Origin of the sequence: Actinomadura sp. 6N118 (genome assembly GCF_044326415.1) — a bacterium.
Lineage (GTDB): Bacteria > Actinomycetota > Actinomycetes > Streptosporangiales > Streptosporangiaceae > Spirillospora.
The window spans coordinates 335,957-348,932 of sequence record NZ_JBIRAZ010000002.1; the positions used below are offsets into that span (position 1 = coordinate 335,957).

Genomic DNA, 12,976 nt, shown 5'->3' on the forward strand with positions numbered 1-12,976 from the left:
ACGGGCGAGACGGGCGCGACCCGCTTCGTGCTGGTTCCCATGATGAACGTCATGGCGGCCAGGCTGACCGCGAGCAGTCCCGCCGCCGCCGCGAGCGCGTTCATCCTCCGGAGGGCCGCAAAGCCCGCCAGCAGCACGAACGCCGACACCGAGGCCGTGGTCAGGTGCAACGCGGTCCGGTCGGCGGTCAGGAACGAGGTCTCGGGGAAGTCGAATCCGATGAACTGGTGGGTGCGGAGCCGTTCGCCCGCGTACAGGGCCACCCACAGACCGCTGCCCGCCAGGACGGCCGCCGCGCCCGCCACCAGTCCGGTGCGCTGCCTCCCCGTCGCACGGATCAAGGCGGCGAGTCCGATGAGCGCATAGACGAGCGCGAGGCAGGACAGGTACCGGCCATAGGCGAAGTTGCCCACCCGGTGCTCGTAGCGCAAAGCGGCGGATGACGCGTACGCCACTCCGAACGTGGCCGCCAGCACGACGGCCGCTATGAAGCGGTCCGTGCCGCCCGTTCCTCTCCTGGAGAGTGCGGCGAGCAGCGCCACGAGGCCGACACCCGCCAGGCCCCAGGTGGAGACGACGAGGTACCAGATCTGACCGGCGGCCCCCGACCACGCCCATAGCTGGCCGTCGAGCGTCGTCATGCGGGTCTCGACGTTGCCCGCGAGGTCCCGGATGCCCTCCGGGTAGAGCTCGGACTGAGGGTGACGGTCCGCGGCCGGGACGAGCTCGCCGACCTGGCCGAGACCTTCAACCGCACCGCCGAGGCGCTGGAACGCATGGTGACCGAACTGCGGGCGAAGGACGCCGCGTCGCGCCGGTTCGTCGCCGACGTGTCGCATGAGCTGCGCACGCCGCTCACAGCGATGGTCGCGGCCACGGAGGTGCTCGCCGAGGAGACGGCGGCGAACGGTGACGGGGCCACGGCCGTCCGGCTCGTGGCCGAGGAGACCCGCCGCCTGCACCGTCTCACCGACGACCTCCTTTAGATCAGCCGCTTCGACGCGGGCGCGGCGCGCCTGGTCCTGGACGACGTCGTGATGGCCGACGCGGTCGCCGCCACGCTCGGTGCCCGGGGCCTGGCGGACCAGATCGACGTGGACGGGCCCGCCGATCTGGTGGCCCGGCTCGATCCGCGCCGGTTCGACGTGATCGTCGCAAACCTGGCGGGCAACGCCATCCGGCACGGTCGTCCGCCGGTCCGGTTGGGCTTCGGTTGCGCCTCCCGGGACGGCTGGGAGGGACTCGAACTCGTGGTCACCGACAGCGGGCCGGGCATTCCTTCCGACGTCCTGCCGGTGATCTTCGACCGGTTCGTCAAGGCGGAGGCCGCCCGATCGCGAAGTGAGGGGAGCGGTCTGGGCCTGTCCATCGCCCGCGAGAACGCGGTGCTGCACGGAGGCGCGCTGGAGGCGGGAAACGCGGCGGAGGGCGGCGGATGGGGTGTTCGGGCCACCGCGATCATCAGCGCGGGCCCCGCGCCCGAGGCCGGGGGGCCGCGTGGCACGATCACGGTGTTCCTGGTCCGGAAGGGGAAGCTGGTCGAGACGACCCGCCCGACGGTCCCCGGTTACGGGCTGCTCGCGATTCCCCAGCTCGGTGTGCCGCCCACCTACTACGAGGAAAGCAATGGGTTGTACTCCGAAGTGCCGGTCGCCCGCCTGTGGGCACGGTTCAACGAGTCCGAGGGAGGTTTCACCCTGGACGTCACACCGGATCAGGAGGCGCACTGGTCAAGGCTGGCGCTCGGGCAGGTCGCGTGCACCGGGGAGGCCCTGGTCGCGAACGACCGGGTGAACGTTCGGCTGACCAGTGCGCCGGAAACCACAGAGCACCCCCCCCGCTGGCGGGTGCTCTCGTGCGAGGACTACCGCGACCTGAGAGAGGAGAAGCCGCTCAACCTGTCCGGTTGAGCCAGTCCGCGGCGACGTCGCCGAGCATCGACCGTACGGTGAGGATGGCGACGCCCAGGGTCAGCAGCGGTGCGACCACGAAGCGTTCCACTTTGCCGTCCGTACGGGGGATCAGCGGGACCTCGACGCGCATCTTGAGTGGCCAGACGACCGGGCAGCCGCGCGGTGTCAGGCAGTCTCCGGCGACGTGCGCCAGGCAGCCCAGCGTTATCGCGAAGCCGACGAAGCTCATGTCCAGGCCGTGCATGAGCCAGACCGCGATGCCCGCGAGGGCACAGTCCATCAAGGCGGACTGCGGCTCCTTGCCCTCGAAGTCGAAGCCCACGCCGCGCAGGCCGAGGCCGACGATCATGAAGAGGCATGCCCACCAGGCGTAGACGACGTGGGTGGCGAGGGCGTCCATGGCCCAGCCGATGAGGATCGCGAACAGGATCGAGTGGGTGGCCATCCGGTGCCCGCCGGACAGCTTGCCGATCCACTTGCACATGACCTTCGTGATCGGGCCGAAGGTGTTGGCGATGCGGCCGTTGTGATGGTCGATGTCCGGCAGGATCGCCGCACCTGCGCAGACGACCGCGCCCGCGAGGACCTGCTGGGGGGACAGTGAGACGGCGTAGTCGCCGAGGAGTTTCTCCTGGCTGATGACCGGCACGGCGGCCATCCAGACCAGCGCCCCGCTGAGAGCGTGCGTTCGGCCCATCATGCGAGCTTCACCCGCGTATTCACCTTTTTCGTCGCCACGGCCGGACTCTAACCGGATGGTGATCGGCACCGGCGACGGCGCGCCGGTGCCGGGCTCTACCGATTTGAGGTGGGCGGGGCGGCTCAGGTTCCCGCGTGGGCGGAACGGGCCGTCATGACCTCGTTCACGTTCTCCTCGGCCCAGTCGGTGATGGCCTGGATCGGCCGCTGGAGTGACAGGCCCAGCGGGGTCAGGGCGTACTCGACGCGGGGTGGCACCTCGGCGAAGACCTGCCTGGTCAGCAGGCCGTCACGCTCCATCGTCCGCAGGGTCTGGGTGAGGACCTTGGGGGTGATGCCGCCGATCATGTCGCGGAGCTGGGTGAAGCGGCGTGGTCCGTCGCGCAGGCTCAGCACGACCAGCACCGACCACTTGTCGCCGATGCGGTCAAGGACCAGCCGGGTGGGGCAGTTGGGGTCGAACGCGTCTCCGTGCTGCATGGTTTCTCGAGGGTACCAATGGAACGTTGAAGTAACCAGTATCCGATGGATACTGTTGGCCCGCAACGACGTTAACGGAGGTCAGAGCCATGAAGATTCTGCTGATCGGGACCACCGGCATGATCGGGAGCCGGGTCGCCAGCGAGGCCCGCGACCGCGGTCACGAGATCACCGGCACCACCCGGGGCGGGGCCGACGGGACCGCGAAGCTCACCGCGACCGACACCTCGGCCGTCGCGGCGGTCGCCGCGGGCCACGACGCCGTCGTACTGGCGATCTCGCCGCCGCGCGACGGCTCGGAAGCCTCCGGCCCCCTTCTGGCCGCCGGGCGCGCCGTGCTGGACGGGCTGCGCGAGGCCGGAGTCCGGCGCCTGGTCGTGGTCGGCGGCGCGGGGAGCCTGGAGGTCGCGCCGGGCGTCCGGCACGTGGACGACCCGCACTTCCCGGAGATCTACAAGGCCGAGTCCCTGGCGCAGGCCGACCTGCTGGACCTGATCCGGAAGGAGGCGGACGACCTGGAGTGGACCTACGTCTCGCCAGCGGGGGTCATCGAGCCGGGGGAGCGGACCGGCACGTTCCGGATCGGCGGCGACCAGCTCCTGACTGACGCCGAGGGCAACAGCCGGATCAGCGCTGAGGACTACGCCATCGCGCTGGTCGACGAACTGGAGAACCGGAACGCCGTCGGCCGCCGCATCAGCGTGGCCTACTGACGGTCTTATCGGACGGGAATGAGCCGCCAGTCCTCGGTCCGCGCACCGGGCTCATAGACGGAGCCGAGGCGCTTGGCGACGATTGCGGGTAGCCCCTGGGCGGCGGCGGCCTCCCGGACGGCCTCGCCCTCACCGGGGAACCAGGGCGTGGTCTGCCAGCGAGGCCCCGACAGGCCCATTTCCTCCAGGCGCTCGCGACGTTCGGAGTAGGGCACGTCAAGCAATGAGTGGCCGTCGAGATGCAGTACATCGAAGATGAGGTACGTCTCGCGCCCCTCCACCTGTGCCAGTTCCCCGTCCAGGAGCACGGGACGGGCGCCTACGTCGCGTCCGAGCGGGCCGCCCAGTCCGGCCGGGCCGCCGACCTCCCGCGACCGGCCGTCGGTGAAGCGGGTCCGGCCGCCCTCGACGTAGGCGAGCAGACGCCTGCCTCCCCACGCGAACTCGAAGCCGTAGGCGTCCTGGTCGTGGGGGAGGCGTCTCTTCTCGGCGGGAAGCATCGGGCGCAGCCGCTCGGGCAGCGGCTCGGCGTCCGGGTCCGCCGGCGGGTCCATGCGGTGGATCATCCAGTTCTTGCCGCGCGTGCGGAACAGGACGTGCTTGCCCGACACCCGCGAGCCGTGCAGCACGACCATGACCTCGCGCTCGGACCACTTCTCGGTCTCGTACGTGCCGCGGTCCCAGATCGTCATCGTCCCGGCGCCGTACTCGCCCTGCGGGATCTCGCCCTCGAACGTGGCGTACTCGAGCGGGTGGTCCTCGGTGTGCACGGCGAGGTGGTTCACCTTCGGGCTCGGCGGGATGCCCTTGGGCACCGCCCACGAGACGAGCACGCCATCTCGTTCCAACCGGAGATCCCAGTGCAGGCTGCGTGCGTGGTGCTCCTGGATCACGAACGTGTCGTCGTCGCCCCGGGGTAGCGCGTCGTCGCCCGTCGGGACCGGCTCGGGTGTCTTGCCCGCGTCGCGCTTGTCCCGATACTCGGCGAGCGGATCACGGTGGTCGGTGTCTGCGTCCTTGCCCTTCTTCTTCGCGGCCACGCAGGCTTCTTACCCTGGAATCACCCGGACGATAAAAAATCGTTGCCAGAAGGTCAGTGGATGAAGACAGCGTAGTCGGCGACCCCGGCCGTGAGCGCCGGCGGCAGGCCCGCCACCGCCGACAGCTCCTCAGCGGACAGGAACCCGCCGGTCTCGGCACGCACCCGTTCGATCCGCACGGCGAGCTCCGGCGTGACGCCCGGCAGCAGGGTCAGCGCCTCCGCCGGTGCATGGTTGACGTCGACCAGGCCGCCGTCGTTGTACTCGCGCGGCAGGTCGGGACGGCCGATGCGCAGCTCGCGGGCCAGGCCCGGGTCGTCGGCGGCCAGCTTGCGCGCCTTGTCCCGCAGCAGCCGCTGCCGCCGCACCCGTTCGATGACCGCCTCGTTGTCGACGCCGGAGAGGCCGTCGGGGTCGAACACCCGGCGGCGGATCAGGAAGGCGTGCCCGCAGCCGACGACGGCCAGGAGGAACGTGAGGATGCCGATGATGCGCCGGGTGCCGTCCTGCTCGATGTCGGGCAGGAGCACGAGCAGCAGCCCGAACACCGAGATGTAGGCCGCGGACGCCACCAGGAGGTGCGCACTGCGCCGCCAGAGCGCCGCCGCGGCGAAGGTGAAGGGAGTGGCGTAGCCGAGGGTGAGGAACGGCAGCGCCGCCCAGGTCACGCTCAATGCCGCTCGACCGGGCGGCATGCTGTCCGAGGGGACCCGTGGTTCGTACGGCGCTGGGGCGTTCATCGAGCGATCTCCCGAGCCGGTATGGGTGATTTTGTTGTGAAGGTCAGGGAAGCGTCAGGATCTCGTGGCCGTTCTCGGTCACCAGGAGCGTGTGCTCGAACTGCGCGGTGCGCTTGCGGTCCTTGGTGACGACCGTCCAGCCGTCGTCCCACATGTCGTAGTCATGGGTGCCGAGCGTGAGCATCGGCTCGATGGTGAACGTCATCCCCGGCTGCATCATCGTGGTCGCGCTCGGGTCGTCGAAGTGCGGTACGACCAGCCCGGAGTGGAACGTGGTGCCGATGCCGTGGCCGGTGAAGTCGCGCACCACCCCGTACCCGAACCGCCTGGCGTACGACTCGATCACGCGGCCGATCACGTTGAGCGCGCGGCCCGGCGCGACCGCCTTGATGGCGCGCATCGTGGCCTCGCGGGTGCGCTCGACCAGCAGCCGCGACTCCTCGTCGACGTCGCCGCAGAGGAACGTGGCGTCGGTGTCGCCGTGCACGCCGTCGATGAACGCCGTGATGTCGATGTTGACGATGTCGCCGTCACTCAGCACCGTGTCGTCGGGGATGCCATGGCAGATCACCTCGTTGATCGAGGTGCACAGCGACTTGGGGAAGCCGCGGTAGCCGAGCGTGGACGGGTAGGCGTCGTGCTCCAGCAGGAACTCGTGGCCGATGACGTCCAGCTCGTCGGTGGTGACGCCGGGGCGCACATGCCGGCCGACCTCCTCCAGCGCCTGCGCGGCGATCCGGCCGGCCACCCGCATCTTCTCGATGATCTCGGGGGACTTGACGTCCGGCTCGCCCGTCCTGGGACGCTTCTTGCCGACGTACTCTGGCCGCGCGATATGGGCGGGAACCTTGCGCATGGGCGACACGCGGCCGGGCCGGAGCAGTTGGGTCGTCATATACCTGGAGTGTAGTCAGCAGGATCCGGGCACGAATCTGGGGCAGGGCCAAGATCGGAGGATTTGAGATGAGTAAGGACAACGATGGTGACTGGTGGTTCTGCCTTAAGCACATGAAGGTCGAGCACGGCGCGGGCTGTCCTAACAAGGACCGCATGGGGCCGTACCAGAGTCAGTCAGACGCTGCCAACGCCCTGGCCACCGCCCGCGAGCGCAACGAGGCCTGGCGCAAGCAGGACGCGACCTTCGACGGCGACGACTAGGGCGACGACTAGGCGGTCAGGCGCCGATCACAGCGTAGGCGCGCACGGTGAACGAGGACATCCCCTCGATCGCGGGCGGCACGGCATGGAACCGGAAGCCGTCGGGCGGCAACCGGTCGAGCCCGGTCAGATGCTCGACGATCGGAATCCCTGCGGCCAGCAGCGTGGTGTGCGCGGGACGTGCGGGATCGGCGGTGGTGTCGATGTTCACCGTGTCGATGCCGACCAGCGCGGCGCCATGGCCGGCGAGCCAGGCGGCGGCGTCCGCGGTGACGTACGGGTGCTCGCCGGAGCCATAGGCCGGAGTGCCCCAGTGCCGGTCCCAGCCCGTGTGGATGATCACAGCCCGCCCGTGCACGTCGTACGGGGCGAGCACGGCCGTGTCGATCGGGCCGCCCTCGGTGACGCGCACCACAAGCCCGTCGAGGTCGGCCAGCTGCGCCAATGGCAGCCCTGCCACGTCCACCCCGTCGGCGAAACGGTGATTGGGGCTGTCCACATACGTGCCGGTGCCGGAGACCATCGAGATCCGGTCGAATTGGAAGCTGGTGCCGGGCGCGTAGCGCGCAGCCGACTTCTCCCTGCTCAGGTGGTCGCCGATCTCCGGACCGGGCAGCCCCGGCACCGTGATGCTCCCGTCCCGCAGGACGTGCGAGAGGTCGACGACACGCCGCTCGACTGGGCGGCCGGCAGCCACTCCGCGCGACCCCTTGTGGGGCTCCGCCAGCACGGTTTTGTTGCTGATCGCGACCTTGTCGACCATGAGCAGGCCCAGATGCCGGACGAACAGCGCCGCCAGGTCGGCATCCGAGATCGTGTCGCCGGGCAGGTCGAGCCGGAACTCCTGAGCCTGCAGGCCGCCGCCGTTGCGGAACGTCACGTCGGCGTCGAACTGCACGCGGAATTCGGTTGCTTCGCTCATGCGGCACATTCTGCCTGGCCGACCGGGGGGTGACCTCAGCGCAGGTGCGACTCGTCGGCGACCGTACCGCTGATCCTGTCGAGCACACGGGCCAGCCGGTCCCGCAACCCGGGTCTCGGCCGGGCCTCTGACGCCTCCTGGCCGGCCGCCGCGCTCACCAGGTGCTGGGCGCCGTCGAAGGAGATGAGCGACTCCTCGGGCGACACCGTGAGCGCCTCGTGTGCCAGGCCCTGGAGCTCGCGATCCCCGCCCTCCATCGCCAGGATGACCGCGCCGGTCCGGCGCGCGTCGTCGACCCGTTCCAGCAACGGGACGGGCGCCTCCTCCTCCGCGACCACGAAGAGCGTCTCGCCGCGCTGCGCACGTTCAAGGCGTTCCAGCCCGATCCGCAGGTGCGGCGGGGCGTCCGGCGGCGGCGACCAGCGCACCAGCGTGGGAGACAGCTCGGGCATCGCCCCGAGGCGGCTCTCGTCGTCGAGGTGCGCAGCCAGATGCCAGGGGTCCTCGGCGGGCGTGCCCACCAGCAGCAGCCCGCCCGGCGTGCGCACGCTGACCCGCAGCGCCCGGCCGAACTCGCCGGTGCGCTCCAGCCAGCCGGTGGCGGCCAGCACCTCTCGCAACAACGTCACCTGCTCGGCGTCCACGCGCTCCATCGTGCCGCACAGGGAGGCCGGAGGTCGGGTGAATGGCGTTCGGGCTCACCTGGCAGACTCGTGACCATGACGGAGCAGCAGACGAAGACCCCCTACGACCTGCCGGACGCGAGCGGTCTGACGATCGGCATCCTCGGTGGCACCGGCGACCAGGGCGGCGGCCTGGCGCGCCGGTTCGCGCTCGCCGGGCACCAGGTGATCATCGGCTCGCGCAAGGCGGAGCGCGCGCAGCAGGCGGCCGAGGCACTGGGCGAGGGGTTGCCCGTGCGAGGCGCGGAGAACGCCGTGGCCGCGAGCGAGGCCGACGTCGTGATCGTCGCGGTGCCGTGGGACGGGCACAAGGCCACGCTGGAGTCGTTGCGCGCCGAACTGGCAGGAAAGATCGTCGTGGACTGCGTGAACCCGCTGGGCTTCGACAAGAAGGGCGCGTACCCCCTGCCGGTCGAGGAGGGCAGCGCCGCCCAGCAGGCCGAGGCTGTGCTCGCCGACAGCCGGGTCGTCGCCGCGTTCCACCATGTGTCCGCGAAGCTGCTGCTCGGCCCCGAGGTCGACGAGATGGAGCTGGACGTGCTCGTACTCGGCGACGACCGGGAGGCGACCGACCTGGTTCAGGCCCTCGCGGGCCGCATCCCGGGGATGCGCGGCGTCTACGGCGGCCGGTTGCGCAACGCGCACCAGATCGAGGCCTTCACCGCCAACCTCATCTCCATCAACCGGCGCTACAAGGCGCACGCCGGGCTCCGCATCACCGACGTGTGACCCATGCCGTACGGAGGTGACGGATGGCTGACCGGAACGCCGCCCGGCCTTCGCGCGTCGTATCATCTGAGCCAACAGGGCAGGTGACAATGAGGCAGAAGCGCTCGGCCGATCCGTGGAGCACGTTCCTGACCACCTCGGCGCGAGGTGGCGGTGGCCCCGCCCCGGCCGACCGGCACGTTCCGGCGGCCCAGCCTGCCCCGGAGCCGGGCCACGCGCCGGGCAGCGGTGACGCGGCCGACCTCCCCGACGGCTGTCGCCGTGTGCTGAGCCAGCTCGACGCCGTCAACGCGCCGCAGACGCTGGAAGAGATCCATCACGGCACCGGACTGGGGTTGCTGGAGGTCGCCGAGGCCGTCGAGGCGCTGCGGGACCGCGGCCTGGTCGCGGTCGAACGCGAGGTCGACGAGGTCGTCCGCCGAACGGGCGGCAGCGGGCCCGTCTGAGATGGCCGGGTACCTCGTCACGATCGCCCTGAGCTGTCTCGTCGGGGTCGCGGAGCTCATCAGCCGCTACCGGGATCACCCCGGCAAGCTCGTCCGGGTCCCGAGCACCTGGGCGTACGTCATGATCAACGGCGCGGCCGGCGCGGGCTCGCTGTTGTTGCTCCACACGTTCGACTGGAAGCTCGGCGTGCCGTCGCCCGAGATGGCGGGGGCCGCACAGGTGATCGCCGCCAGCCTCGGCTCGATGATGATCTTCCGTAGCGCGGTGTTCACCGTCCGGGTCGGCGAGGAGGACGTCGCCGTCGGGCCGAGCACACTGCTCAGCGCGCTGCTGGCCGCCGCCGACCGCGGCGTGGACCGCATGCAGGCCAAGGCCCGTGCGAACGAGGCCGGTGACATCATGAAGGACATCTCGTTCGCCAAGGCCCGGCTCGCGCTGCCCACGTACTGCCTCGGGCTGCTCATGAACGTCTCGGCCGAGGATCAGGCCGCGCTGCGCACCGCCGTGGACGCGCTGGGCGGCACCGACGAGATGACCGACCGGCAGAAGGCCCTCAACCTCGGGCTGCTGCTGATCAATGTCGCCGGGCCCGACGTTCTGCAGGCCGCCGTCAGCACGCTCCGATCGGAGATCGAGGTCGACGCCGCCCCCGGCGACGGAGCACGTATCCCTGGGCCGCGGCGCGAGCTTGCGGACGGCGAGCCACAGCGCGATCCGGTCCGTTCGAACCCGGACTGAACGAGAAAGCAGCCAACGCGAGAACGGCCGGGGAGTGCCCCGGCCGTTCTTTTCGCTGCGTCTTTGTCCGCTACGTGTTCGTCAGTGGTAGGCGTGTTCGGACGTGGGGAAGGCGCCGCCCACGACCTCGTCCGCGTACTGCCGGGCAGCGTCACCGAGGACGGTCTGCAGGTCGGCGTACTTCTTGACGAACTTGGCGGTGTGCGGGGTGAGCCCGGCCATGTCCTGCCAGACCAGCACCTGCGCGTCGGTGTTGTCGCCCGCGCCGATGCCGATGGTCGGGATCGACAGCGAGGCGGTGACCCTGGCGGCCAGGTCCTCGGGGACGCATTCGAGCACGATGGCGAACGCGCCGGCGGCTTCGAGCGCCTTGGCGTCGGACATGAGTTCGTCGCCCGCCTGGCCCCGGCCCTGCACGCGGTAACCGCCGAAGACGTTGACCGACTGCGGGGTGAGACCGAGGTGGCCCATCACCGGGATGCCGGCGGCGACCATGGCCTCGGCCTGGGGGAGGACGCGGCGGCCGCCTTCGAGCTTGACGGCGTGCGCGCCGGTCTCCTTGAGGAAACGGGTGGCGGTGGCCAGGCCCTCGGCGACGCCGGTCTGGTACGAGCCGAACGGCAGGTCGGCGACGACCATGGCGCGCTTGGAGCCGCGGACCACGGCGGCGGTCAGCGGGATCAGGTCGTCCACGGTGACGGGGATCGTCGAGTCGTAGCCGTACACCACCATCGCGGCGGAGTCGCCCACGAGCAGCACCGGGATCCCGGCCTCGTCGAAGACGCGTGCGGTGAGGGCGTCGTACGCGGTGAGCATCGGCCACTTCTCGTGCCGCTCCTTGGCGGCGGCGATGTCGCGTACGGTGACCCGGCGGTTGCTCTTGCCGCCATAAAGGGCGGTCGGCTGAGCAGCGGGAGCTGAAGAAGTAGACACGCTGAACCTCCAGTCTCGAGGCGCCACTGTGGCGTACCCGGACGGAACCGATGATCCCACTCTCCCAACGATTCCGAAACCCTCCCGAATTCCCAGATAATATCGAAACGATACGGTTGCGTATCGGTGAGCGCGGGAGTACGTTGAAATACGCAACGCATCCGTATCGTTGGGTCTTCCCGAAGGCCCGAGGGAGTGCAGTGGATCAAGAAACCATCCAGCGCCGACGCTGGGCGATCCTGGGCGTGCTGACGTTCAGCCTGCTCGTCGTCGTGCTCGACAACACGATCCTCAACGTGGCGCTCAAGACCATCGCCGACCCCAACCAGGGGCTGGGGGCGACGCAGAGCCAGCTCGAGTGGTCGATCAACTCCTACACGCTGGTCTTTGCGGGCCTGCTGTTCACGTTCGGTGTGGTCGGCGACCGGCTCGGCCGCAAGCGCGTCCTCATGGGCGGCATGGTGGTCTTCGCCATCGCCTCGCTGGTGTCGGCGTACGCGCAGACCCCCGAGCAGCTGATCTGGGCCCGCGCCCTGATGGGCCTCGGCGGTGCCGCGATCATGCCCCAGACACTCTCGATCATCACCAATGTCTTCGAGCCGCACGAGCGCGGCCGCGCGATCGGCATCTGGGCCGGCGCGGTCGGCCTGGCCGTGGCCATCGGCCCGGTCACCGGCGGCCTGCTGCTCGCCCACTTCTGGTGGGGCTCGGTGTTCCTCATCAACGTGCCGGTCGTGGTGATCGGCTTGCTTCTGATGACGTTCCTCGTGCCCGAGTCGCGCAACCCGCTGCCCGGCGGGCTCGACCCCGCGGGCGTGCTGCTGTCGATCATCGGCCTGGTGGCCGTCTCGTACGGCATCATCCAGGGCGGCGAACGCGGTGACTGGCTCGCGCCGCCCGTGCTCGGCCCGATCGTGCTCGGGCTGGCCGTGCTGGGGCTCTTCGTCTGGCACGAGGCCCGTACCGAGCACCCGGCGTTCGACGTGCGGCTCTTCCGTGACCCGCGCTTGTCCGCTGCCGTCGCGTCCATCGCGCTGTGCTTCTTCGCCGCGGCCGGCGTGTTCTTCTTCACCAACTTCTACATGCAGTCGGTGCGCGGCCTGAGCCCGCTGCACGCGGGCATGATGGTGCTGCCGTTCGCGGCGGCCCAGCTGATCTTCTCGCCGCGCAGCTCGACGATGGTGCGCAGGTTCGGCGCCAGGGCGGTCTGCACCGCCGGCCTCCTCATGGTCGCGGCGGCCCTGGCCGGCTACCAGTTCGTGGACGAGACCAGCCCGCTGTGGGTACTGGGCGTGATCTTCTTCGTGCAGGGCGCGGGCATGGCCAACGTGATGCCGCCCGCGACCGAGTCGGTCATGTCGGCGCTGCCGAAGGAGAAGGCCGGCGCCGGATCGGCCATCAACAACACCGCCCGCCAGGTCGCGGTGGCCCTCGGCGTCGCCGTGCTCGGCTCGGTCGTCGCCTCGGTCTACCGCCAGGACCTCTCCGACCGCCTGGCGGCACTGCCGCCGGAGGCGCGCGAGGTCGCGACCGAGTCCGTCGAGGGCGCCAACCACGTCGGTGCCGGAATGGGCCCGGCCGGCCAGGGACTCATCGACTCGGCCAACCACGCGTTCATGCACGGTATGCATGTCGCCTCCATCGCCGCAGCCGTGATCGCCTTCATCGGCGCGATGGTCGTGCTGAAGTGGATGCCCGGCCGTAGCGCCGCGATCACCCCTGAGACAGGGCAGACTGGGGACATCGAGCCCCAGGAGCGGGAGACCGCCGGAGTATGAAGC

General features: G+C 70.1%; 17 protein-coding genes. 9 read left to right on the forward strand and 8 right to left on the reverse strand.

Features of this window, described 5'->3' with window-relative positions; genetic code table 11:
• Positions 1 to 51: 51 nt before the first annotated feature.
• From ACH34W_RS05350 to ACH34W_RS05360, 3 genes are all read left to right on the forward strand, one after another.
• Positions 52 to 366: a hypothetical protein gene (locus ACH34W_RS05350; RefSeq protein ID WP_395959567.1), complete on the forward strand. Its 315-nt coding sequence runs from the start codon at positions 52 to 54 to the stop codon at positions 364 to 366.
• Between the two features lie 329 nt (positions 367 to 695).
• Positions 696 to 986: a histidine kinase dimerization/phospho-acceptor domain-containing protein gene (locus ACH34W_RS05355; RefSeq protein ID WP_395960049.1), complete on the forward strand. Its 291-nt coding sequence runs from the start codon at positions 696 to 698 to the stop codon at positions 984 to 986.
• A 51-nt stretch (positions 987 to 1,037) separates the two neighbouring features.
• Positions 1,038 to 1,910 carry an ATP-binding protein gene (locus ACH34W_RS05360; protein WP_395959568.1) on the forward strand — a complete coding sequence of 291 codons (873 nt, stop codon included), beginning with the start codon at positions 1,038 to 1,040 and terminating at the stop codon, positions 1,908 to 1,910.
• On the opposite strand, the gene ACH34W_RS05365 is transcribed toward ACH34W_RS05360, so the two are convergent.
• The gene (locus ACH34W_RS05365; RefSeq protein ID WP_395959569.1) at positions 1,894 to 2,613 is read right to left on the reverse strand and encodes a metal-dependent hydrolase; all 720 of its coding nucleotides are present in this window, start codon (positions 2,611 to 2,613) and stop codon (positions 1,894 to 1,896) included. The two genes, ACH34W_RS05360 and ACH34W_RS05365, sit on opposite strands and share 17 nt — an antisense overlap.
• 122 nt (positions 2,614 to 2,735) lie before the next feature.
• A complete protein-coding gene (locus ACH34W_RS05370; RefSeq protein ID WP_395959570.1) occupies positions 2,736 to 3,092 on the reverse strand; it encodes a winged helix-turn-helix transcriptional regulator in 357 nt (118 codons plus the stop codon).
• A gap of 89 nt (positions 3,093 to 3,181) precedes the next feature.
• On the opposite strand from ACH34W_RS05370, the gene ACH34W_RS05375 reads away from it, so the two are divergent.
• A complete protein-coding gene (locus ACH34W_RS05375; protein WP_395959571.1) occupies positions 3,182 to 3,805 on the forward strand; it encodes an NAD(P)-dependent oxidoreductase in 624 nt (207 codons plus the stop codon).
• 5 nt (positions 3,806 to 3,810) lie between these two features.
• On the opposite strand, the gene ACH34W_RS05380 is transcribed toward ACH34W_RS05375, so the two are convergent.
• From ACH34W_RS05380 to map, 3 genes are read right to left on the reverse strand one after another with little or no spacing between them, the layout of a single operon-like run.
• Positions 3,811 to 4,845, reverse strand: coding sequence for a DNA polymerase ligase N-terminal domain-containing protein (locus ACH34W_RS05380; RefSeq protein ID WP_395959572.1), 1,035 nt, complete (start codon positions 4,843 to 4,845; stop codon positions 3,811 to 3,813).
• A 53-nt stretch (positions 4,846 to 4,898) separates the two neighbouring features.
• Positions 4,899 to 5,585: a ComEA family DNA-binding protein gene (locus ACH34W_RS05385; RefSeq protein ID WP_395959573.1), complete on the reverse strand. Its 687-nt coding sequence runs from the start codon at positions 5,583 to 5,585 to the stop codon at positions 4,899 to 4,901.
• Between the two features lie 43 nt (positions 5,586 to 5,628).
• On the reverse strand, positions 5,629 to 6,480 hold the full coding sequence (map, locus tag ACH34W_RS05390; protein WP_395959574.1) for a type I methionyl aminopeptidase: 852 nt from the start codon (positions 6,478 to 6,480) through the stop codon (positions 5,629 to 5,631).
• Between the two features lie 68 nt (positions 6,481 to 6,548).
• On the opposite strand from map, the gene ACH34W_RS05395 reads away from it, so the two are divergent.
• Positions 6,549 to 6,743 (forward strand): hypothetical protein, encoded by a 195-nt coding sequence (locus tag ACH34W_RS05395; RefSeq protein WP_395959575.1) that lies wholly within the window; start codon positions 6,549 to 6,551, stop codon positions 6,741 to 6,743.
• A gap of 16 nt (positions 6,744 to 6,759) precedes the next feature.
• Here ACH34W_RS05395 and ACH34W_RS05400 read toward each other — a convergent pair whose 3' ends face one another.
• Together ACH34W_RS05400 and ACH34W_RS05405 are read right to left on the reverse strand one after the other, a co-directional pair.
• Positions 6,760 to 7,665 carry a cyclase family protein gene (locus tag ACH34W_RS05400; RefSeq protein WP_395959576.1) on the reverse strand — a complete coding sequence of 302 codons (906 nt, stop codon included), beginning with the start codon at positions 7,663 to 7,665 and terminating at the stop codon, positions 6,760 to 6,762.
• 35 nt (positions 7,666 to 7,700) lie between these two features.
• Positions 7,701 to 8,318: a hypothetical protein gene (locus ACH34W_RS05405; protein ID WP_395959577.1), complete on the reverse strand. Its 618-nt coding sequence runs from the start codon at positions 8,316 to 8,318 to the stop codon at positions 7,701 to 7,703.
• Between the two features lie 66 nt (positions 8,319 to 8,384).
• On the opposite strand from ACH34W_RS05405, the gene npdG reads away from it, so the two are divergent.
• From npdG to ACH34W_RS05420, 3 genes are all read left to right on the forward strand, one after another.
• Positions 8,385 to 9,077 carry an NADPH-dependent F420 reductase gene (gene npdG / locus ACH34W_RS05410; protein WP_395959578.1) on the forward strand — a complete coding sequence of 231 codons (693 nt, stop codon included), beginning with the start codon at positions 8,385 to 8,387 and terminating at the stop codon, positions 9,075 to 9,077.
• Positions 9,078 to 9,166: 89 nt separating this feature from the next.
• On the forward strand, positions 9,167 to 9,523 hold the full coding sequence (locus ACH34W_RS05415; protein WP_395959579.1) for a hypothetical protein: 357 nt from the start codon (positions 9,167 to 9,169) through the stop codon (positions 9,521 to 9,523).
• Position 9,524: 1 nt separating this feature from the next.
• Positions 9,525 to 10,262 carry a hypothetical protein gene (locus tag ACH34W_RS05420; protein WP_395959580.1) on the forward strand — a complete coding sequence of 246 codons (738 nt, stop codon included), beginning with the start codon at positions 9,525 to 9,527 and terminating at the stop codon, positions 10,260 to 10,262.
• A gap of 81 nt (positions 10,263 to 10,343) precedes the next feature.
• Here the strand turns inward: ACH34W_RS05420 and panB are convergent, their stop codons facing one another.
• Positions 10,344 to 11,195: a 3-methyl-2-oxobutanoate hydroxymethyltransferase gene (panB, locus tag ACH34W_RS05425; RefSeq protein WP_395959581.1), complete on the reverse strand. Its 852-nt coding sequence runs from the start codon at positions 11,193 to 11,195 to the stop codon at positions 10,344 to 10,346.
• Positions 11,196 to 11,395: 200 nt separating this feature from the next.
• Between panB and ACH34W_RS05430 the strand changes: the two genes are divergently transcribed.
• Positions 11,396 to 12,973, forward strand: a complete 1,578-nt coding sequence (locus ACH34W_RS05430) for an MFS transporter (RefSeq protein WP_395959582.1) — start codon at positions 11,396 to 11,398, stop codon at positions 12,971 to 12,973.
• Positions 12,974 to 12,976: the final 3 nt, after the last annotated feature.

Coding starts and splice junctions, on each gene's coding strand:
- ACH34W_RS05350 (WP_395959567.1), top strand. CDS start 52: ATGGCGGCCAGGCTGACCGCGAGCAGTCCCGCCGCCGCCGCGAGCGCG.
- ACH34W_RS05405 (WP_395959577.1), bottom strand. CDS start 8,318: ATGGAGCGCGTGGACGCCGAGCAGGTGACGTTGTTGCGAGAGGTGCTG.
- ACH34W_RS05370 (WP_395959570.1), bottom strand. CDS start 3,092: ATGCAGCACGGAGACGCGTTCGACCCCAACTGCCCCACCCGGCTGGTC.
- map (WP_395959574.1), bottom strand. CDS start 6,480: ATGACGACCCAACTGCTCCGGCCCGGCCGCGTGTCGCCCATGCGCAAG.
- ACH34W_RS05415 (WP_395959579.1), top strand. CDS start 9,167: ATGAGGCAGAAGCGCTCGGCCGATCCGTGGAGCACGTTCCTGACCACC.
- ACH34W_RS05400 (WP_395959576.1), bottom strand. CDS start 7,665: ATGAGCGAAGCAACCGAATTCCGCGTGCAGTTCGACGCCGACGTGACG.
- ACH34W_RS05385 (WP_395959573.1), bottom strand. CDS start 5,585: ATGAACGCCCCAGCGCCGTACGAACCACGGGTCCCCTCGGACAGCATG.
- npdG (WP_395959578.1), top strand. CDS start 8,385: ATGACGGAGCAGCAGACGAAGACCCCCTACGACCTGCCGGACGCGAGC.
- ACH34W_RS05420 (WP_395959580.1), top strand. CDS start 9,525: ATGGCCGGGTACCTCGTCACGATCGCCCTGAGCTGTCTCGTCGGGGTC.
- ACH34W_RS05365 (WP_395959569.1), bottom strand. CDS start 2,613: ATGATGGGCCGAACGCACGCTCTCAGCGGGGCGCTGGTCTGGATGGCC.
- ACH34W_RS05395 (WP_395959575.1), top strand. CDS start 6,549: ATGAGTAAGGACAACGATGGTGACTGGTGGTTCTGCCTTAAGCACATG.
- ACH34W_RS05375 (WP_395959571.1), top strand. CDS start 3,182: ATGAAGATTCTGCTGATCGGGACCACCGGCATGATCGGGAGCCGGGTC.
- ACH34W_RS05360 (WP_395959568.1), top strand. CDS start 1,038: ATGGCCGACGCGGTCGCCGCCACGCTCGGTGCCCGGGGCCTGGCGGAC.